17 protein-coding genes are annotated in these 20,310 nt (G+C 64.4%); 5 read left to right on the top strand and 12 right to left on the bottom strand.

All coding sequences use genetic code 11. The annotated features are described in order from the left end of the window. Positions 1 to 178 precede the first annotated feature (178 nt). From AC1RTQ_RS00150 to AC1RTQ_RS00130, 5 genes are all read right to left on the bottom strand, one after another. On the bottom strand, positions 179 to 538 hold the full coding sequence (locus AC1RTQ_RS00150) for an I78 family peptidase inhibitor (RefSeq protein ID WP_409815021.1): 360 nt from the start codon (positions 536 to 538) through the stop codon (positions 179 to 181). A gap of 145 nt (positions 539 to 683) precedes the next feature. Beyond that, the gene (locus AC1RTQ_RS00145; RefSeq protein WP_492873535.1) at positions 684 to 1,988 is read right to left on the bottom strand and encodes an SPOR domain-containing protein; all 1,305 of its coding nucleotides are present in this window, start codon (positions 1,986 to 1,988) and stop codon (positions 684 to 686) included. A 98-nt stretch (positions 1,989 to 2,086) separates the two neighbouring features. Further along, positions 2,087 to 3,400, bottom strand: a complete 1,314-nt coding sequence (gene fahA, locus AC1RTQ_RS00140; protein ID WP_492873533.1) for a fumarylacetoacetase — start codon at positions 3,398 to 3,400, stop codon at positions 2,087 to 2,089. 119 nt (positions 3,401 to 3,519) lie between these two features. Further along, the gene (locus AC1RTQ_RS00135) at positions 3,520 to 4,341 is read right to left on the bottom strand and encodes a 3-hydroxybutyrate dehydrogenase (protein WP_492873531.1); all 822 of its coding nucleotides are present in this window, start codon (positions 4,339 to 4,341) and stop codon (positions 3,520 to 3,522) included. Continuing rightward, positions 4,338 to 5,072 (bottom strand): GntR family transcriptional regulator, encoded by a 735-nt coding sequence (locus tag AC1RTQ_RS00130; protein ID WP_492873530.1) that lies wholly within the window; start codon positions 5,070 to 5,072, stop codon positions 4,338 to 4,340. Before AC1RTQ_RS00130 ends, AC1RTQ_RS00135 begins: the two co-directional genes overlap by 4 nt. 267 nt (positions 5,073 to 5,339) lie before the next feature. Here AC1RTQ_RS00130 and AC1RTQ_RS00125 point away from each other — a divergent pair, with 267 nt between their 5' ends. Both AC1RTQ_RS00125 and AC1RTQ_RS00120 read left to right on the top strand, forming a co-directional pair. After that, on the top strand, positions 5,340 to 7,550 hold the full coding sequence (locus AC1RTQ_RS00125; protein ID WP_492873529.1) for a hypothetical protein: 2,211 nt from the start codon (positions 5,340 to 5,342) through the stop codon (positions 7,548 to 7,550). Between the two features lie 222 nt (positions 7,551 to 7,772). Next, complete coding sequence (locus AC1RTQ_RS00120) at positions 7,773 to 8,072, top strand: hypothetical protein (RefSeq protein WP_492873527.1); 300 nt, start codon at positions 7,773 to 7,775, stop codon at positions 8,070 to 8,072. 124 nt (positions 8,073 to 8,196) lie between these two features. On the opposite strand, the gene AC1RTQ_RS00115 is transcribed toward AC1RTQ_RS00120, so the two are convergent. Together AC1RTQ_RS00115 and AC1RTQ_RS00110 are read right to left on the bottom strand one after the other, a co-directional pair. Beyond that, complete coding sequence (locus tag AC1RTQ_RS00115; RefSeq protein ID WP_492874507.1) at positions 8,197 to 9,216, bottom strand: DNA/RNA non-specific endonuclease; 1,020 nt, start codon at positions 9,214 to 9,216, stop codon at positions 8,197 to 8,199. 118 nt (positions 9,217 to 9,334) lie between these two features. Further along, positions 9,335 to 10,135, bottom strand: a complete 801-nt coding sequence (locus tag AC1RTQ_RS00110) for a helix-turn-helix domain-containing protein (protein WP_492874506.1) — start codon at positions 10,133 to 10,135, stop codon at positions 9,335 to 9,337. Positions 10,136 to 10,192: 57 nt separating this feature from the next. Between AC1RTQ_RS00110 and AC1RTQ_RS00105 the strand changes: the two genes are divergently transcribed. Continuing rightward, on the top strand, positions 10,193 to 10,921 hold the full coding sequence (locus AC1RTQ_RS00105) for an aspartate/glutamate racemase family protein (protein WP_302089434.1): 729 nt from the start codon (positions 10,193 to 10,195) through the stop codon (positions 10,919 to 10,921). An 11-nt stretch (positions 10,922 to 10,932) separates the two neighbouring features. Here AC1RTQ_RS00105 and AC1RTQ_RS00100 read toward each other — a convergent pair whose 3' ends face one another. The 4 genes from AC1RTQ_RS00100 to AC1RTQ_RS00085 form a co-directional block, all read right to left on the bottom strand. Beyond that, positions 10,933 to 12,006: an XdhC family protein gene (locus AC1RTQ_RS00100; protein WP_492873526.1), complete on the bottom strand. Its 1,074-nt coding sequence runs from the start codon at positions 12,004 to 12,006 to the stop codon at positions 10,933 to 10,935. A 169-nt stretch (positions 12,007 to 12,175) separates the two neighbouring features. Continuing rightward, a complete protein-coding gene (locus AC1RTQ_RS00095) occupies positions 12,176 to 13,471 on the bottom strand; it encodes a c-type cytochrome (protein ID WP_492873525.1) in 1,296 nt (431 codons plus the stop codon). A gap of 23 nt (positions 13,472 to 13,494) precedes the next feature. Further along, complete coding sequence (locus AC1RTQ_RS00090; protein WP_492873523.1) at positions 13,495 to 15,789, bottom strand: xanthine dehydrogenase family protein molybdopterin-binding subunit; 2,295 nt, start codon at positions 15,787 to 15,789, stop codon at positions 13,495 to 13,497. A 2-nt stretch (positions 15,790 to 15,791) separates the two neighbouring features. Further along, a complete protein-coding gene (locus AC1RTQ_RS00085; RefSeq protein ID WP_492873521.1) occupies positions 15,792 to 16,400 on the bottom strand; it encodes a (2Fe-2S)-binding protein in 609 nt (202 codons plus the stop codon). A gap of 476 nt (positions 16,401 to 16,876) precedes the next feature. Here AC1RTQ_RS00085 and AC1RTQ_RS00080 point away from each other — a divergent pair, with 476 nt between their 5' ends. Beyond that, on the top strand, positions 16,877 to 17,356 hold the full coding sequence (locus AC1RTQ_RS00080; RefSeq protein ID WP_492873519.1) for a VOC family protein: 480 nt from the start codon (positions 16,877 to 16,879) through the stop codon (positions 17,354 to 17,356). A gap of 298 nt (positions 17,357 to 17,654) precedes the next feature. Next, positions 17,655 to 18,713, top strand: coding sequence for a beta-keto acid cleavage family enzyme (locus AC1RTQ_RS00075; protein WP_291603293.1), 1,059 nt, complete (start codon positions 17,655 to 17,657; stop codon positions 18,711 to 18,713). A 531-nt stretch (positions 18,714 to 19,244) separates the two neighbouring features. Here AC1RTQ_RS00075 and AC1RTQ_RS00070 read toward each other — a convergent pair. Next, complete coding sequence (locus tag AC1RTQ_RS00070; RefSeq protein WP_492873517.1) at positions 19,245 to 20,087, bottom strand: TauD/TfdA dioxygenase family protein; 843 nt, start codon at positions 20,085 to 20,087, stop codon at positions 19,245 to 19,247. Positions 20,088 to 20,310 lie beyond the last annotated feature (223 nt).

Genomic DNA, 20,310 nt, shown 5'->3' with positions numbered 1-20,310 from the left:
CTCTCGGCCCTGTCCTCGTCGCGACTCGATGTCAGCTTTCGGCGTGCTTGCTCGGCTTTGCGCACCGTATCGTTTGGCAGGTGTGCTTGCGCGATTCGGGCCGTGTGGTGCCCACCGAACGCGGCTTCGACTTTCTCAGCGACCTGCAGGAAATGTTCCTGTAAGTCCTGGTGGATGCTCAGCCGCAGCGCAGCGCCGTGATCTTGCCTGCGTCATTGGTGATGACGTTCAGGCGCTCCTGGTTGTATTCCATGGTTGTGGGCTGACCCTCGCGCAGCACGCGCAGCAGATACGAGCCGGATTTCTGGCGGATGGTCTCCAGCGTCGACGCCACCGTGTTGTGGCCGATATAGATCTGTACTGGCTCCGCATGACAGACCTGCAGCTGACGCGCAGCCGGGGCGGCCGTGCCGCCTGCGACCATGCCGTTGCTGGCGCAGCCAGCCATCAGCACTGCCATGCTGGCAGCAGCCATGCCCAGCAAAGGGCGGGTGGAAATAGGCCAAGTGGGTGTTCGATGCTTCATGCCCCACACCATAGCGCCACCCAGGTGCCCGCGCATGCCAGACCAGGCCTTGATGTGCAAGCGGGTGCAACAAGGCAATGCGCAAATTTGATGGCTTCATGCGCAAGGCCATCAGGGCAATGCTTGCATCTGGACTCTCCGTGTTTAGCGCCGGAGTCTATGGCCTGTGGGGACCTTCTGCACTTTGAAAGATGCCGGCATCGATATTCGCGGCCTGCAGCTTGCGCGCAGCCTTTTCGGCGCGCTTTCGGCTCTCGAAGGGGCCGCTGCGTACTCGGGTGACCTCCCCTTTGTTGCTGGCCATCTTCTGCGTCAGCGCGGGCAGTCTGGACTTTTGCAGCTGCGCCAGTACCTTGTCTGCATTGCCCGCTTCGGAATAGACGCCCAGATTCAGATAGAACTTGCCAGGAACCAGATCCGAGCCGGCATGGGGTGTCGAGGGGGCATCTTTGACGGGCTGCTCCTTGGTATCTGTCGCCGGTCTGGCTGTCTGGTTTTCGCTCGGCTCGGCCTTGACCGCCGCTTTGCTCGGCACTGAGGCAGCGGCATTGGGCGCTGCTTGCTCTGCGCTTGTGTCTGTCTCGGTGGCGGCCGTAGGCGTTGGCTCTGCCGAGCGGCTTTCTGGCTGGACGGCAGTGGAGGCAGCTTCGGGGGCGGGCTTTGCCGGGTCCGGGCTGGCAGCCGGACGATTAGCTGCAGCGGTGGCTGCGGCGGTGGCTGCAGGCTGCGCGCTCTTGGGGGGGGCAGGGTTGTCGGCGGGCAGCAAGGCCAGGCCCGCGCCTGCGGCCGCTGCCACAGGCAGGGCCAGCACCAGCATGGCTGCGGTTCTGTTGCGAGCAGAGCCGACCTGCGCCTGCAAGGCGGCATGGGCGGCGGCCATATTGGGCGCGTCCGTAATCGCCTGCAGCGTCTGGGCCTTGATCTTGCGCCAGTACCAGCCATTGCCCAGCAGGCCGGGCACGGCCACGGCGAGCAGCCACAGGGCAATGCCCAGGCCTAGAGCCATGGCCTCGGGCAGAGCCGGGCGCAGGCCAAACCACCAGATCAGCGCGGTTGCCGTGACGGCTGCCAGGTATTTCGCAGCCTCGCGCCATAGACCGTGCAGGCTGCACCAGGCCAGGGTCAGCAAGGCGGCCGCCATATTCCAGCTGGGCAGGCTGCGGTCCAGGGCATCGAAGCGCTTGAACTGGGCCAGGTAAAAGTCGCGTGAACGTGGGCTCAGACGGCTGGCATAGAGTTGGGGCAGCAGGCCGCTGTCCTCCTCTTCGGGCGCAGCGGTCTGCTCGTCCTCGTGTTGCAGACTGTGCTGCATGGAATAGGCCGCAGCTGCAAAGGCCCCTGCAATGGAGGCAGGCAAGGGGCTGGCATCCGAGCGCGTAGGCTGGTCCAGCACGGGCTCCTGGCGCTGGTTTCGGCCAGCAGGGGCGAGCGCAGGGGTGGGGGTGTCCGAAGCAGAAGGCATGGCTGCAATTGTGTCATGGCGTTACGAGCAGGCCCAAGGCAGATTCCCAACAAAAAACCGGCGCCAGGCCGGTTCTTTGGGAGATGGCCGAGGCGTGCTCAGGCCTGGTGTGCAGGCAGCACGGTGGCGCGGCATTCGCCAAAGCCGATGCGCGCGGCTCCAGGCTTTTCGCACCAGCCGGTAAAGACCACGGCGTCGCCGTCGAGCAAGAAGGTGCGGGTTTCGCCGTTGCTCAGGCTCAAGGGGTTTTTGCCGCCTTCGGTGATTTCCAGCAGGGCACCGGCTTCGGCCATGGTGGGGCCGGACAGTGTGCCCGTGCCCAGCAGGTCGCCGGGGTGCAGATCGCAGCCGTTGACGGTGTGGTGGGCAATCAGCTGGGCCATGGTCCAGTAGGCGTGGCGGTAGCTGGTGCGGGTGATCTGCTCGGCAGCCTTGCCTTCGGCGCGCATCTTCTCGGTCTGGATGGCGACCGTGAGCTGTACATCGAGCGCACCGCGCTGCGAGTTGGCTTCGGAGCTGAGGTAGGGCAGGGGCTGTGGGTCCTCGGACGGGCGGACAAAGGCCGTGCGATAGGGCTCCAGTGCTTCCAGCGTCACAATCCAGGGCGAGATGCTGGTGGCGAAGTTCTTGGACAGGAAGGGGCCCAGCGGCTGGTATTCCCAGGCCTGAATGTCGCGTGCCGACCAGTCGTTGAGCAGGCACAGACCGAAGATGTGGTGCTCAGCGTCCTCGATGCCGATGGCCTCGCCCCAGGCATTGGCCGAGCCTGCGTAAATGCCCATCTCCAGCTCATAGTCGAGGCGGTTGCAGGGCTTGAGCACGGGGTCGGCATCGGGGGCCTTGAGCTGGCCGTTGGGGCGCTTGAAGTCCACGCCGGAGATGCGGATGCTGGAGGCACGGCCGTGGTAGCCGATGGGCACCCACTTGTAGTTTTCCATCAGCGGGTTGGTGGGGCGAAACAGCTTGCCCACATTGGTAGCGTGATGCACGGAGGTGTAGAAGTCCGTGTAGTCGCCCACCTGTGCGGGTACGCTGTACTCCACATCGGCCTGGGCCACGAGGCAGGCCTTGAGAGCGGCTTCTTCGGCAGCGCCGGCACGCAGGGCGCGCGACAGGGCCAGGCGCAGGGCCGACCATGATGCAGGGCCCATGGCCATCAAGCTGTTGAGCTGACCCTGCGCCGCTGCTTCGACCTGGGCCTGCACATCGCCGCTCAGTGCCTGGGCATCGCGAACGGCCGCCATATCCAGCACCTGGTCGCCAATCGCCACGCCGCCGCGAAAAGCCTCGCTGCTGCTCTTGCGACGAAACACTGCAAACGGCAGGTTCTGGATGGGGAAGTCGCTGCTGCCTGTGTTGGCGCTGGTGACCCAGCTTTGCAGGCCGGCGTCGTGGGTTTCGTTCAATGTCATGTTCGTCTCCTTAAACGATTTGAATAAAAACAGGCTGCAGCGCTGATCTGCTGTGCGCTGTCAGCCATTGATCTATGAGCGATCTATGACCGATCAATGGGATCTGGCTTGTGGACCTTTCATGCCGCAGTGAAGCCTCCATCCATATTCCACTGTGCACCACGCACCTGGGCGGCGTTGTCGCTGGCCACAAAGCTGACCAGCGCCGCAACCTGCTCCACCGTTACAAAAGCCTGCGAGGGTTGCTTGGCTCCCAGCAACTTGGTGCGGGCTGCGGGCTCGTCCAGGTTTTCGCGCAGCGCCAGGGCCTGGATCTGGGCCTGTACCAGCGGCGTGAGCACCCAGCCGGGGCAGATGGCGTTGCAGGTCACGGGCGTGGTGGCCAGCTCCAGTGCCACGGATTTGCTCAGGCCCAGCAGGCCGTGCTTGCTGGCCACATAGGCGGGCTTGTGGGCCACGCCGACCAGGCCGCTGACGGATGCCATATTGATGATGCGCCCCCAGCCGCGCTCCAGCATGGCCGGCGTGCAGGCCTGTATGGTGTGAAACGGTGCGCTAAGGTTGACGGCCAGCATGGTGTTCCACTGGGCCGCAGGGAAGCTGAGCACCGATTCCACATGCTGCATGCCTGCGTTGTTGACCAGAATGTCCACGTCCCCCAGATCGGCGGCAATACGCCGGGCCAGGGGGGCAATGGCTTCGCCGTCAGCCAGGTCGAGCGCGTAATAGCGGGCCGCCACACCCAGTGCCTGCAGCTCGGCCAGCTGCGCATCGGTGCGAGCGCTGGGGGCGGCGCTGCCATGCAGGGCAATGGCGGCACCTTCGCCAGCCAGTTGCCTGGCAACGGCCCAGCCTATGCCGCTGGTGGAGCCGGTGATCCAGGCGACGCGGCCGCTATGGGGCTTGGAGAGCTGCTGGACTTGGGGCAGGACGGTGGTCATTTGAGCAGGTCCATTTCGATATGCACGTATTCGCTGATGAAGCGTACCTTGGCCCAGTAGACGATCAAGCCCTGTGGATTGCAGGCCCAGCGCAGCGCCTGCATCAACGGCGTGCCCAGCGGCACGCCCAGCTGCTCGGCAATCAGCTCGTCGGCCGGGGCTACGCTCAGGTACTGGCGGGCCGTGGCGATCTGCGCTGGATCATTTCCCAGCGCCTGAGCCAGCGTGGTGCGCTCCAGCTGTTCCTGCAGCCTGGGGTAGAGGTTCTGTTCCAGGTACAGCTCGGAGAGGCAAAAGCGTGCATCGCCGTGCTTGTGCACGCGCAAAAAATAGGTATAGGCCGGGGCCAGTTCGCCAGGGGAGGGGAAGCCGGCCGGAATGGGCGGCACGCAGTCATTCGCTTGCTGCAGCGTGGTCTGCTGAATCTGCTCGCCAAAGGCCACCAGTTCCTGCCAGGTCGTGGGCAGCAAAAAGGATGGGGGCTTGTAGGGCTGGCCCACGACCTTGGTGCCGCCGCGCTTGCGGGTCTCCAGCAGGCCTTCGTCGACCAGCGCATGTACGGCCATGCGCACCGTGGTGCGCGAGACGCCGTGCAGTGCCTCAAGCTCATCGACAGTGGGAATGCTTTGTCCGACCGGCCACTCGCCCGTCGCTATCTTGTTGCGAAACAGCCGGGCCAGCTGCAGGTGCAGCTTGTCGCGAGATTGGGAGGCGGTGGACGTAGCAGTCATAGGCACAGTTTTGCGGGGCAGTGTAGCAAATAAAGTATCTAAAAAAGTACTTTATTAAGGCAAACAAGCAGCCGCTCAAGATGGCGCAACAAGGCCGCAGCAGGCAGTGCCAGCCAGCTCCAGGAAGCGCAAGAGTTCACAAATGTCACCATTCGGGCAGTGCAAATGACTTTTAAACTCCTCGCTTTTGATAGCGGATAGTGCAGGCAGCCATTGGTTGCCATGTGCTTTGACAAGGGCAATCCTTGCCTGGGAGTTGGTAGTTTCATGCACAAGCAGTACGAGTGGCAGTTTTTCCGCGCCGGCGAGGTGGACCAGGTGGTGATCCGCACGGGCCAGGACATTGCCCATATTGGTGAGCTCGATCAGAAGCTGTGGGTGGCTCTGGCCTGTCCCACCAGAGGTATCGAGTTCGACAGCGCAACGCTGGATTTGATTGACGAAAGCAAGGACGGGCGCATTCGTCCCCCGGAGCTGGTGGCCGCCTGTGAATGGGCCGTGGCAAGAGTGCGTGACCCGCAAGTTCTGGCCGATGGCGGCGATGTGCTGCAGCTGGGCAGCATCAACGATGCGACGCAGGAAGGCGCGCTGCTGCTGGCAGAGGCCAGGCGCGTGCTGGAACTCGCGGGTCTGCCCGATGCCCAGGCCATCACGCTGGCCCAGGTGCAGGAGCGCATGGCCTCGCTGCAGGCCCTGCGCTTCAATGGCGACGGCGTCGTCAGTGCGGCCACTGCCGAGGGCGATGAGGCGCTGGCCGGCCTGATTGCGCGCATTCAGGAGCTTTACGGTGCGGTGGACGGCAGCGATGGAGTGCCCGGCATCAACCGCAGCAAGGCCGAGGCCTTCTGGGAAGACGTGCAAAGCCTGCAGGACTGGTTTGCCCGGGCACAAGGGCTGGGTTGCAATCTGCAGCCGCGCGCACAGGCGCTGGCGGCTGCGGAGGCTGTGAACGCGGTGCAGGCCAAAGTCGATGATTTTTTTGCCCGCACGCGACTGGTGGAGTTCGATGCCAATGCACGGGCACCGCTCAACCCCACGGAAGAGGGCTATGCCGCATTGGGGGCGCAGGTGCTCAGCAATGCATCGGAGTCTGTGGCCGCGCTGCCGCTGGCTGCCGTCACCGGCGAGCGCAGCCTGCCGCTGGTCAATGGCGTCAATCCCGCCTGGGCTGCTGCCTTGCAGACCTTGCGCGAGCAGGCCGTGCAGCCCGTGTTCGGCCAAGCGCTGACGGCGCTGACCGAGGTGCAGTGGGATCAGCTCAAGACCATGCTGGCTCATTGCCAGCAATGGTTGTCAGAGTGCCCGGCCACGCCGCTGGGCGCAGTGAGCGAGGCCGAGATTCAGCAGTTGCTGTCCAGCGGGCTGAAAGATGCCGTAATGCAGTTGCTGGACCATGACGATGCCGAAAAAGAGCATGCCGTGCAGGCCATGGCCCTGGAAAAGCTGATCCGCCTGCAGCGCGATCTGCTGGAGCTGCTCAACAACTTTGTCTCCTTCTCCCGCTTCTATCGCCGCGAAGGCGCGGCCTTCCAGGCCGGTACCTTGTTCCTGGACGGCCGCAGCTGCGATCTGACCGTGGAGGTGGCCGATGCCGCCGCCCACTCGGTGCTGGCCGCCATGGCCAAGACCTATCTGGCCTATTGCGAGTGCAAGCGCGAGGGGCAGAAGAAGACGATCGTTGCGGCCTTCACGGCAGGCGATGTGGATTTTCTGTTCGTGGGGCGCAACGGCGTGTTCTACGACCGTGCGGGCCAGGACTGGGATGCGACCATCGTCAAGCTCATCGACAACCCGACCAGCATCGGCCAGGCCTTTTTTTCGCCCTACAAGAAGTTCCTGCGCATGATCGAGGAGCAGGTCGCCAAGCATGCCGCAGCCAAGAACGATGTGGTCAATACCAGCCTCAGCGACAACGCGGCCAAGCTGGTGACGGCGCCCAAGGAGCTGGCCCAGGCACCTGCCGCAGCGCGCAAGACCGATGTGGGGACGGTGGCCGCCATCGGCGTGGCACTGGGCTCGCTCAGTGCCGTGATCGTTGGCATCTTCGGCAAGTTCATCGAACTGGGGCCGTGGATTCCGGTGGCCATACTGGGCCTTATCCTGGCCATCTCCGGCCCCAGCATGCTGATTGCCTGGCTCAAGCTGCGTCAGCGCAGCCTGGGACCGATTCTGGATGCCAGCGGCTGGGCCATCAATGGCCGCATGAACATCAATCTGGGCCTGGGCCGCAGCCTGTCGCAGACGGCCAAGGTGCCGGTCAACGCCAAGCGCAATATTGCCGACCCTTATGCGGACAGTCATGGCCTGCGCAACAGCCTGTGTGTGCTGGCACTGATGGCAGCCGCCGCGCTGCTGGCCTGGCGCATGCACTGGCTGGACACCGTGCTGCCCGTCAGCTGGCAGCACGGCCCTGCAGTCGCTAGCGTGCCAGCGGCCAGTGCGCCGGCAGCGGCCGCAGCAGGAGCCGCAGTCAGGTAAGCCAGGCAAGCTAGGAGCACGTGCCGTCTGCACAGGCTGGCGGCAGGCTCATCGCCTCTTTGGCTGGCAGTTCGCTGCGTCCCCAATACCGCTGGCATGGGTGCGGTATTGGGCGGCTCAGCCGGAATCTGTCCTAGAGTGCAGTTCTGTACTCACCGAAACACCTTGGATGTGCATGCTTCCAAGGTGTTTTTTCATTGCATTTGATGACAGGAGCAAGCCATGGGACGTGCCATCCATAGCGCACATGAACTTCTCGCCACCGATGAGTGTGAGCTCTACGACCTTTCCCAGTCCGATGCGGCCCTGGTCAGGCTGAGCCCGGCCCAGCGCCGCCTGCAACTGCAGCGCGCCCGTGCCATGCGCGACCGGGCGCGTGCGCTGTACCGCAAGCAGGTCGGCCATACGCTGCACCACACGGCCACCAAGCGTGGCTTCACGGGCATGGCCAACGAGCGCACCCGTCAGAAGGCCCAGGTGCTGTCCGAGGTGGTGCGCCGGCTGGCGGGCGAGCCGAATTGAATCCCCGTCGTCTCGGTGGATTTGTGTAGCTATTGAAAAGTGAGCTTATTGTGTAAGCCATTCATGGGTTTTAATATGAAAACACATTGAAATCATTGAATGGATTGCGCTATCAGCTCCTTTTTTATGCTGTCGGCAGATTCACAGCCGACAGCAGCGGCATGCCGGTGCGACGGGTGAACTCCTCGTAGCTGATGGGCGGGCCCATGCGGGTGTCGGCACTATTGGCCTGCCAGTACACCCAGCTCTTGCCGGTGCTGGCGTCGTAGACCAGCTTGAAGAGGTAGTCGGGCACCGCCACTTTGCCCGCACCGATGGTCGAGGCATTTTTGCTGAACACCGGGCCGGTGAAGACATAGACGTCGCCTCGGGCACGCAGCGCGTATTTGCGCGTGGCCTGTTCCACCTGGCTCCAGGCTCCCGCGTTGTGCACCTGGTTTTGCGGAACCATATTGGCGAGGCTGAAACTCTGGGCCATGGCCTCGGGCGTGCTCATGTCTGCCGCCGGGGCCATATGGCCGCGCGAAAAGCCGGAGCGCTTGTAGTCATCAAGCTCGGAGCGCTCGGCGCTCGGCAGGCGGGCGTCGGCATAGAACTTGTCGCTGCGCTGCAAGCCCTGGGCCTGCTGCAGCGTCTGGCGGTTCAGACGCTCGGCAACAAACACCGGGGTCTTGGTGCTGCCGTTGTGCAGAACGGCAAAACCCGAAAAGCACAGCTCGCGCTCATGGGAGTGCAGTTGCAGGGCCGGAGCCTTGCCGCCGGGAAAGAACTGGGGGCAGCCGGCAAAGTGCGTGGGCTGGGCAGTTGCCGTGACATCGGCCTTGGCCACCTTGCCGCCCACACTGGGCGTGTGGGAGCCGGAATGCAGACCATCCAGATCCGGCCAGCCGTTCTTGCGAAAGGCCTGCAGGCGCTGGCCCAGCGCATCCAGTGCGGGAATATGCAGGCTCGCCAGCGCCTGGCCCAGCAGTTTTTCGGCAGAGGCACCGGGATTGAAGCTGCAGCTGGCAATCTGGAAGCTGGCCAGCGCCGCCGCACCTGCAGACAGGGCAAAGCGCTTGATGCGGGAGAGACTGTAGCGAGCAGTCTTGGAGGCATTGCCGCGCTTGCGCGCAGGCGTTTTCTTTTTCTTGGCGGTCGTCATTGAGGCGGCAATGGTACGCCGCTTGAATGCTGCTTGAGGCATGGCGCGCCCCGCAGGCCGCACTTTGTGTGTCCGGCAATGAAACCGTATGTGAATCGCCTGCCTGCAGGCGCGCAATTCAAGGGCCGGGTGTTTGTTTCAAGCCGTGATGTTGCCGATACTGGCCTGGCGTCAGGCCCAGGTGTTTGCGAAATAGATGGCCCATATGCGACTGGTGGTTGAAGCCGCATTCCAGCGCGATCTGCGTGAGGGACAGATCGGGGCCTCGCATCATGGCGCGGGCCGCCTGCAGCCGGGTCTCCGTGATCCAGGCATGCGGCGTCATGCCCGTGAGCCGTGTGAACTCGCGCAGAAAGCGCAAGGGGCTGGTGCCCACCATGGCGGACAGATCGGCAATGCTCAGCGGCCGATCGAGCTCGGCGGCAATGCGGTCCAGCACGCGCGCATAGCCGGCGCCGGGGCGCGCGTCGCCCCCGCAGGCGCTGCCTTCCTGGCAGGCCAGAAAGCGCAGCGCAGCCTGCTCGATGGCCAGAGCGTCCGGCTGCGGGCTGAGCAGCAGCCGGCGCAGATACTGCGCCATCTGCAAGGCTGCACGCTCGCCATGTCGCGAGATGCGCCGCGATGGGCCGGGCGCGTCAGCCTCATGGGCGGCATAGCGCAGCACCAGATATTCGCCGCCGGTGGCCGATTCGGAAAATACCTCCACGCCCGGCGGTGTATAGCTCAGGGTGCCGGGCCAGGTGTCGAAGTCCACGCGCCTGTCGGAGGCAATCGCGTGCACGCCTTGCTGCCTTTGCAGTGCGATGCCCAGCGTATGCATGCGCACCGGGTCGCGGCTGCTGTAGGCGGCGCGGTCGAGCAAATGGATCTGCACGGCAGGCGCATCGGTTGCCAAAGGCTGAATCAGGTGGGTCTTCATGGCGGGCTGAAATTTCATGATAGACGATGGCGGCCAGCCGGCCTCACACTGGCGCTCATGAATCAAGACCTGCAAACAAGCGCCGGGCCGCAGCGCGTCATCGGCCTGATCGGCGGCATGAGCTGGGAGTCCAGCGCCGAGTACTACCGCCTGATCAACCAGGGTGTCCGGGACCGTCTGGGCGCGCTGCGCTCGGCCAGGCTGCTGATGTACAGCGTGGACTTCGGCCCTGTCGAGCAGGCCCAGCATGAAGGCCGCTGGCATGACGCGGCAGCGCTGCTGGCCGATGCCGCCCGGCGTCTGCAAGCCGGCGGCGCCGACTGCGTGCTGCTTTGCACCAACACCATGCACAAGGTGGCGGATCAGGTGGCGGCAGCCGTGTCGATTCCTTTCGTGCACATAGCCGACCCGGTCGGTGCGGCCGCGCGCGCAGCCGGCGTGCAGGTGCTGGGGCTGCTGGGTACGCGCTTCACCATGGAGCAGCCGTTCATGCGCGAGAGGCTGGAGCAGCAGTTCGGCCTGAAGGTGCTGGTGCCGGGCGAGGCCGAGCGCGCGCAGGTGCATCGCATCATCTATGAGGAGCTTTGCGCGGGGCAGATCAGCGATGTGTCGCGCAAGCTCTATCAGCGTGCCATCGAGTCATTGGCGGCCCGTGGGGCGCAGGCCGTGGTGCTGGGGTGCACGGAAATCGGCTTGCTCATCAAGAGCGAAGACAGCGTGCTGCCGGTGCTGGACACCACGGCCTTGCACGCTGCAGCGGCCGTGGACTTTGCGCTGCGGGCCTGAGCTGACGGAGATCAGTGCGCCGAGCCCGGCTGGAGGATTTGCGCAATGGCGCAATGCGTGCTGGCCTCGTTCATGGCAATGTCATGCTCGTGCTTGGCCACTTCCACCGACATGGCCTGCGGCAGCGGCACGGCGTTCTTCACGGCCAGAATCTCGGCCATGACGCTCACCGCGATCTCTGCCGGAGTCTTGCTGCCTATATAGAGGCCGATGGGGCCGCGCAGCTTGGCCAGCGACGCTTCGGTCTCGCCAAAGTGCTCCATCATGCGCTCGCGCCTGGCGTGGTTGTTGCGGCGCGAGCCGATGGCGCCCACATAGAAGGCCGGGCTGTGCAGGGCTTCGAGCAGGGCCAGGTCGTCGAGCTTGGGGTCGTGGGTGAGGGCGACGATGCAGCTGCGCGCATCGGGCTTGAAGGCCGTGACGGCATCGTCGGGCATGTCGGTGACGGTGCTGACCTGGGCCACGGACCAGCTGCCCATGTATTCCTCGCGCGGGTCGCAGACGGTGACCGTGAAGCCGTTGAACAAGGCCATGGTGGCCAGGTATTCGGCCAGGGCCCCCGCACCGATCAGCAGCATGCGGTAGCCGGGGCCGAGGTGGTTGACGAGTTGCTGGCCGTCAAACTCCAGCACATCGGGGTGCTCGGCCGTCTGCAGGCTGACTTCGCCGCTGCTGCAGTCGACGCTGCGTTTCACCAGTGATCCTGCTTCAAGATCGGCCACCAGTTGCTGCAGGCTGGCCGCATCGGGGTTGAATTCCAGCAGCAGCTCCAGCGTGCCGCCGCAGGGCAGGCCGAAGCGGTGGGCCTCGTCGGCGCTCACGCCATAGCGCACCAGCTGCGGCGGGCCGTCCGGGATGCCCAGATTCTGGTTCAGGGCCTTGGTGTGGCGGGCGATCAGATCGTCTTCGATGCAGCCGCCCGATACCGAGCCAATGGCGCGACCGTCCTCGCGCAAGGCCATCATGGAGCCCACGGGCCGCGGGGACGAGCCCCAGGTGCGCACCACGGTGGCGAGCAAGGCGTGCTGGCCGGCCGAGCGCCAGTCACGCAGTGCCTTGAGTACCAAGACGTCGATATTGTCCATTGCTTGCTTTCTCTGTTTCTCTCGCTCGCTGCAATTTTGAAGCATCAGGCGGGCGCTGGGTAGCGGCGCTACCCGTAAATGATCACGCGCAAAAAGGCCTTCCGAGGCCCGATGGGACAGGGAAGGCCGGCTTGTGCAGAGCTGTGCAGCGCTTTGGCAGCGCCTGCTGTCAATGCGCCTGGGTCTGCTTGCGCAACTGGCCTACCTTGGCAGCCAGGTCCTTCCACTCGTCCACACCGTACTGGGCACGCATGGTGTTGAGCAGGGTGGCGATCTGTGCATCGCTGAGTGCATGGCGGAAGGCCGGCATGGTGCCCAGGTCGGCATGGGCCGGATGTTGCACGCCTTCGAGCACGGCCATGATGGCGTTGTCGGGCGATGCGGAGTGCAGGCTGGTGCTCAGCGCCAGCTGGGGACGCACGCCGAAGCTGCTGCCCGAGGGGTCTGCCTTGTGGCAGGCCATGCAGGCGCCCTGGTACAGGCGGTAGCCTTCGGCATCAAGCGCCAGCTTGGGCTTGGCGGTCTTCTCTTCGATGAGTGCCTTGGCATCGCCGGGCGCGGCGTCGGCCTTGCGGTAGCTCATCAGATAGGTGGCAATGGCGTCGAGGTCGGCATCGCTTTGCTGCGACAGGCCGTGGGCCACGGGAGCCATGGGGCCGGCTGCCACGCTGTGACGGGCCGAGAAGCCGGTCTTCATGTAGTCGACCAGATCCTGCTTGGTCCAGGGCAGGGGCGAGGCCGTCTTGTCCGTCAGAGCAGGAGCATCCCAGCCTTCGGCGCTGCCGCCGGTGAGGTGGAATTCACCCGTTTTTTCAGCGGCCAGGCCGTTGCGCGGTGTGTGGCAGGCGCTGCAGTGACCCAGGCCTTCGACCAGATAGGCACCGCGATTCCATTCGGGAGCCTGCTTTTCATCGTCCTTGACGACGCCGGGCTTGAGGTAGAGCCAGTTCCAGGCTGCAATGCCGCGGCGCACGTTGTAGGGGAAGTTCAGCGCCGTCTTGGGTGGCTGGTTCTCCACGGCAGGCTCGCTCATCAAATAGGCGTACAAGGCCTTCATGTCCTCATCCGTCACGCGGCTGAAGGCCGTGTAGGGGAAGGCGGGGTAGAGGTACTGGCCTTCGCGGTCCACGCCGTGGCGCATGGCGCGCTCGAAGGCTTCATAGCTCCAGCTGCCGATGCCGGTCTGCAGATCGGGCGTGATGTTGCTGGTGTAGATGGTGCCGAAGGGGCTGGGCATGGCCAGACCGCCCGCGTTGGTCTTGCCGCTGGGAGCAGTGTGGCAGACGGCGCAGTCGCCCATGGCGGCCAGCAGCTTGCCCTTGGCAATCTGCTGGGGCGTGAAGTCGGCAGCAGGAATGGCTGACTGGGGCGCAATCTCGCCCTGATGGGTGAGCGCCAGGCCGGCGGCAGCCAGCACGACCACTACAGCCGCACCGCCCGCCAGAATCTTTTGGAACGTTCGCATATCTATGTTCTTTATCGGTGGAGTCACTTGGACGAGGCGGCGCCGCTCTTGGCGGCCTTGAGCGCGGCCAGCACGCGGCTGGGCGTGAACGGCACTTCCAGCAGGCGCACGCCGGTGGCGTCGAAGATGGCGTTGGCCACGGCGGCGGCGCTGGGCACGGAGGCCGATTCGCCGGCGCCCATGGGCGCCTCGTCGGGGCGCTCGACCAGCAGCGAGTCGATCTCGGGCAGCTCGTCAAAGCGCAGGATGGGGTAGCCGCCCCATTCCACGGAGGTGACGCCGCTCTTGTCGAAGGTGACGAACTCCTTGAGCACGCGGCTGGTGGACTGCACCACGTTGCCGTGCACCTGATGACGCACGCCTGCGGGGTTGACCATGGCGCCGGTGTCCTGGGCGACAAAGACCTTGTCGACCTTGACTTCGCCGGTTTCGCGGTCCACGGTCACGTCGACCACCCAGGTCGCCCAGGCCGCACCGTAGCCGGGGAACTTGCTGTGGAAGTAGCGGGCATAGGCAAAGCCGCGACCCTTGACCAGGCGCTGATCGTCAGCAGCCGCACTGCGGCGCGCCGGACCTTCCTGCCAGTTGCACTGCTTCTTGGCCTCGGCAATCAGCGCCACGGCGCGCGGATCCTTGAGATAGCGCAGGCGGTACTCGATGGGGTCGGCCTTGGCCAGATAGGCGCATTCGTCGATCCAGGACTCATGGGCGAACACATTGGGCAGGGCGGAGACGCCGCGCATCCACGAGGCGCGCACGATGGGCACGGCGTCCTGGGAGATCACGCGCATCTTGGGGTACTCGTACTGCGGAATGGCAGTGCGGTCGCCCATTTGCTGGGCATCGATCTTGGCGGACACCTTGCCGGTGAGGATCAGGGCCAGCGCCGAGGCGTTGTTCGAGGGGTAGCAGGTGCGCAGCTCGTAGGCGGCCACATTGTTGTGCTCGTCCAGGCCGCCGCGCACGCGAATCAGCTGGCCCGTGCCCTTGGGCTCCCAGCCGGCTTCCTGCTCGCGCATCAGCTGCACGCGCACGGGCTTGCCCACGGCGGCAGACATCAGCACGGCATCCGAGCAGACGTCGTCAGCGCAGTTGCGGCCGTAGCAGCCAGAGGCTTCGAGGCGGGTGACGTTGATGTTGTCGGCATTCACGTCCATGAGCTTGGCAATGTCCTTGCACACGTCGTGAGGGTTTTGCGAGCCGGTCCAGACCTGGATCTGGCCGTTGCCCACTTCGGCAATCGCACAGGACGGGCCGATGGAGCCGTGAGCGTGATAGGGCCAGACATAGTCGCGGGTCAGCGCAGTCTTGACCTGCTCGACGGCCTGCAGCGCGCCTTCGTCTTCCTGCAGCACGCGGTCGGTCTTGGCGTGGTCCACCAGGGTCTGGTGCAGACCGCTCAGCGACATATCGGGCAGGCCGCTCCACTCCTTCCAGGTGACCTTGAGCTGGCGCATGGCAGCGATGGCCTGCTCTTCACGCTCGGCCACCACGCCCACGAAGTCGCCCTTGACCACGACCTTGACGATGCCAGGCAGATGGGCGATGGACTTTTCGTCCACGGACACGAGGCTAGAGCCCAGGGGAGCCGTGGCATCGGCGCCGGTGTAGGGAGGACGGATCACGCGGCCGTGCAGCATGCCGGGCACGCGCAGGTCATGGATATAGGTCAGCGCGCCCAGCACCTTGTTGGGGATGTCCACGCGCTGCACCGACTTGCCGATGTACTCGAAGCCGGACTTGCGCAGCTCGATCTTGTCGTCGACCTCGATCTGCAGATCCTGGCCCTGGACCAGCTCGCCATAGCCATAGCGCTTGCCGCCGGCGATGACAAAGCCTTTGTGGGTGGTGATGCGCTCGGCGGGAACACCGGATTTTTCGCTCGCCAGCTTGATCAGCAACTGGTGCACCTGCGCTGCGGCATGGCGCATGGGCAGGGACGACACCTGGATGGTGTTGCTGGCAATGGTGGGGCCCAGGTCCGGGGTGCGGGCAGTGTGGCCCAGCACCATGGTCACGGCGGCAAAGTCCACATACAGCTCGTCGGCCACCAGTTGGCCCAGAGCCGTGCGCACGCCCGTGCCCAGGTCCACGTGGCCGTTGTAGGCCGTGACGGAGCCGTCGGCGCCAATCGCGATGAAGCTGTCCACCAGCTTGGCCGAAGGAATGGGGAAAGCGCCCTTGGCAGCCGCTTCAGGGGCGGTCTGGGCCATCAGCAGATGGCCGCCTGCAACGGAGCCGACCATCAGCATGCCGCCGGCCTTGAGCAGCTGGCGACGGGTGAGCTGGGCGTGATTGTCTTTGGTGAAGAATTTCATGATCAGGCAGCCTTTGCGGTGGTGGATGCGCCGGCGGCGGGGAGGGCCGGGCTGTGACCCATGGCAATCAGCTCACGGGCGCGGGCGGCAGCCTGCATGATTTCCACATGGGTGCCGCAGCGGCACAGATGGCCGGACAGGGCGTGCCTGATTTCTTCGTCGCTGGCCTTGGGCTGCTGGTTGAACAGGGCGACCAGCGCCATGATCATTCCGTTGGTGCAGTAGCCGCACTGGGCAGCCTGTGCATCGACAAAGGCTTGCTGCACCACATGCAGGGTGTACGTGCGCGATGGGGCGGGAGCCTCTTGCTTGGCGGCGCTGACATCCAGCACGGCGTGGTCCTGCAGGGCCTGCGCGTTGGCGGCCTTGCTGGCGTCGGGCGACAGGCCTTCCAGCGTGGTGACCTTCTTGCCGTCCACCGCCTTCAGGGGCACGGAGCAGGAGCGCGCCACCTTGCCGTCGATCAGCACGGCGCAGGCACCGCACTCGCCCAGGCCGCAACCGAACTTGGGGCCGTTGAGCTGCATGTCATTGCGCAGCACATACAAAAGAGGTGTGTCGGCAGTGGCGCTTTGCGCGTCCACTTCCTGGCCGTTCAGAGTGAATTTCATGACGTAGGTTTCAAGAATTGAGTCTTATATATGTGTAGTCAATTATATGACTAGACAAAAATGAAAGAAGTTAACTTGATATAAAGCAGACGCTGTTGCTCTGGTGTGCGCTAGCCGAGGCAAGCTCGGCCTGCGCCGGGCGGCGACTTGCCGGCCCGAGATACGGCGGCAGGGGCAGGCGCGACTCCGGTGAAGGCCCGCCCCGGGAAAAGGCCCGCCCCGGGAGAAGGCCCGCCCCGCAAGCCGTCTGCGCCGCTATGCACTGATCCGATCCGGGGCCCTGCCCAGAGCCGAGTGCGAGGCTGTTTGCGTGGAGATGGGCCGTGCCTGCCGACTTGGGGGTTGAAGCGGCGCAGAAATGGGGCTTGAATGCACAGACACCGAAAGCCGGCAATGCATCGGCGCATCGATAGAGAGAGGGGGTCGCGGTCTGCGGGTTGGCAGACATTCATCAGTCCCTGTTCAGGAGAGTCAAGATGGTCAGCAAAAACACGATTTGTCTCTGGTACGAAAGCGAGGCACTGGAAGCCGCCAGGTTCTACGCCCAGACTTTCCCCGATAGCGCCGTGGGCGCGGTCCACCATGCGCCGGGCGACTACCCGTGCGGCAAGCAGGGAGATGTGTTGACGGTCGAATTCACGGTCATGGGCATTCCCTGCCTGGGCCTGAACGGCGGCCCTGTCTTCAAGCACAGCGAGGCGTTTTCGTTTCAGGTCGCGACGGACGATCAGGAGGAAACGGATCGCCTGTGGAACGCCATCGTCGGCAACGGTGGCCAGGAGAGTCAGTGCGGCTGGTGCAAGGACCGCTGGGGTCTGTCATGGCAGATCACGCCCCGTGTACTGACCACGGCCATTGCCGACCCGGATCGCGCGGCGGCCAGACGGGCTTTTGAAGCCATGATGGAGATGAGGAAGATCGATATCGCCGCCATCGAGGCCGCATGGCGCGGCTAGGCGGCCCGCTGCGATAGCAAGGCGGCAACAGGCCGGCAGTCCGGCGGGTCGGCCCGGCCCGGCCCAAGGGCGCATCGGGGCGCGCGCAGGTGCTGGCGCACTTTGCCAAGCTTTGAGCGTCCTGGGGCAAACGCTTTGCGGACAGCTCTCCTACAGTGAAATTGCTTTCAATTTCGACGATCCGGTGCCTGATGGCCGGTGTTGCCCATGCCTTTTGAATGCCAGGCGGCATTGCGCAGGTCGGGCAAGCCGCGGCCGTGGCAGTGCGTCGAAGCCCGCATTCACTTGGAGACATGTCATGAACTTTCTCGACGGCCACCTGTTCCCCGAAAACCAGCAACCCCTGATCATCACGGCGGCGCCCTATGCCCCGGGCTGGCTGCCTTCGGATTTTCCCGAAGACATTCCCGTCACCATGCAGGCGCAGATCCAGAAAGCCGTGGACTGCTATAACGCGGGCGCCACGGTGCTGCACCTGCATGTGCGCGAGCTGGACGGCAAAGGCAGCAAGCGCCTGTCCCAATTCAACGAGCTGATCGCCGGCGTGCGCAAGGCCGTGCCCGAGATGATCATCCAGGTCGGCGGCTCCATCAGCTTTGCGCCCGAGGACGAAGGTCAGGCGGCCAAATGGCTCTCCGACGACACCCGTCACATGCTGGCCGATCTGGAGCCGGTGCCCGATCAGGTGACCGTGACGGTGAACACCTCGCAGATGAATGTGACCGATCAGGCCGAAGACGCGGACTTTGCCGGGACCTCGCGCGCCAATCCCACGCTGTTCAATGCCTACAAGGAAATGACCGTGCCCGCGCAGCCGGGCTGGGTGGAGGAGCATGTGCGCCGCCTGAGCAAGGCCGGCATCCAGAGCGCTTTCCAGTGCTACAACCTCAACAGCTTCGAGTCGGTGGAGCGCCTGATGCGCCGTGGCTTCTACAGGGGCCCGCTGGTCATGAACTGGGTGGCGATTGCCGGCGGCATGGACACGCCCAGCCTGTACAGCCTGGCCAACTTTGTGCGCGCCGTGCCCGATGGTGCCGTGCTGACCGTGGAAAGCAATGTGCGCAACGTGCTGCCCGTGAACATGTGGGGCATCGCCGCCGGTTTGCATGTGCGCTGCGGCACCGAGGACTGTCTGTGGAACCAGACACGCACCGAGAAGGCCAGCACCGTCTCGCAGATCGAGCAGCTGGTGCGCATCTCGCGCGAGTTCGGTCGTCCTGTCGCCACCGCCAGGCAGGCGCGCGAGATCAGCAAGATCGGCGTGTTCTACGACAGCGTGGAGGAGAGCCTGGCCGCCAACGGCTTTGCGCCCAACCGGCCCGGCGCCAACCAGGGTTTCCTCAGGAAGACTTCCTGATCTCCGGGGACAGCCTTGCAGGCAAGGCGATCACGGCCTCGCCTGCAAGCGGTCTGTGCTGAACCGACATGCGCAAAAACGGCCTCCGCGATGGAGGCCTTTTTCATGCCTGGATGATGTCGGGAAGAGCCGGAAAAATGGCTATGGCAAGACAGGGGCGGGCCTGACATAGTCTGCGCACGCCATGGCTCACCGCAATGGCAGGCTGTACCTGGCGGCGCTGCCGACCTCGCGGTCCTGGGCGCCGTCTTCGGCCTCAGGGCGCGATTGGTGCAAGGCAGGGGCTGGTCGGGTCGGGCGCACATTCATGCAGGGGGCGATGAGGAAAAAATAATAGCTGCCTGCGCTTTATTTAAAAGCTTTTCAGGCAGCCATGGCTTTATCTTCGATGGCAGTCAAGCGATGCCAGCTATTGTTTTTGTGCAGCGCCGGTGTGATGCACCGTGTGCCGGTGCCGGCATGCGGCGGCGCTGGTGGCTGGCAATAGCGGGTCGGAAAAAGGGGCGCAAAAAAGCAGGCCAGATAGCTCGCTCAAAAAGGCTTGTCGCCGATGATGGCAGCGCGCTCCATCTTGCGCGCGGCGGGCCAGTAGTCCTGCACGGCGTAGTGCTGGGTGCAGCGGTTGTCCCACATGGCGACGCTGCCGGGCTTCCAGCGAAAGCGCACCTGGTACTCGGGGATGGCCGCCTGACTGATCAGATAGTTCAGCAGCATGCTGGCGCCGGGCGTCTTGTCCTGGCCATAGCGCACGTTCTCGGGCGTGTGGTAGTTGGCAAAGTGGGTGGTGAAGCTGCAGACGTAGAGAACCTTCTCGCCGGTTTCGGGGTGGGTTCGCACCACGGGATGCTCGACCGGAGGATGCTGGCGGCCCAGCTCCAGACGCTTTTCTTCGGGCATGACGGCACCGAAGCCATGCTCGATGCTGGACTTGGCCTTGAGACCGTCAATCTTTTTCCTGATGTCTTCGGGCAGGTTGCGGTAGGCCTCGGCCATGTTGACCCAGATGGTGTCGCCACCGACGGCCGGGCCTTCGATGCAGCGCAGCACGCAGCCCATGGTCGGGTTCTCGCGCCACTGGCCGTCGCTGTGATAGGTGTTCTCGTAGTTTTCGCGCTTTTCGCTGCGGTAGATCTGCACCAGACCGGGGTGCTCGGGGTCGCTGCCGGCCACGGGGTGGTCCTCCAGGTCGCCGAAGTGGCGGGCAAAGCCCACATGCTCGGCGCGTGTGATGTCCTGATCGCGGAAGAACAGCACCTTGTGCTGCAGCAGCAGGGCGCGAATTTCCTCGGCCAGGCCCTTGTCGCGGGACGCATCGCCGAGGTGGATGTCGGAAACCTCAGCGCCGATGCTGCAGGTCAGTTGTTCGACTTTCATGGTCTTCTCCTAAGTTGCCGGCAAGGCCTTGATGCAGGGCGCCGCCGTCTGATGGAAAAATTTTCGGCGCAGCAACAGCCGCAGGGCTTGACCGATCGCGTCAGCTTGTTGCCCTCTTGGGTGGGGGCAAGGAAAACCCTGGGACCGGTTCGGGGGCGTCTTGAAGTGGACGCATCTGCGCGCCGAATCGTCATATCTGTCGCGATCTACTGGTATCCATTGA

Source organism: Comamonas sp. GW821-FHT11H03 (genome assembly GCF_058807955.1).
Note: the sequence above shows the minus strand (reverse complement) of the source record. Positions and strands in the feature narration are given on the sequence as shown.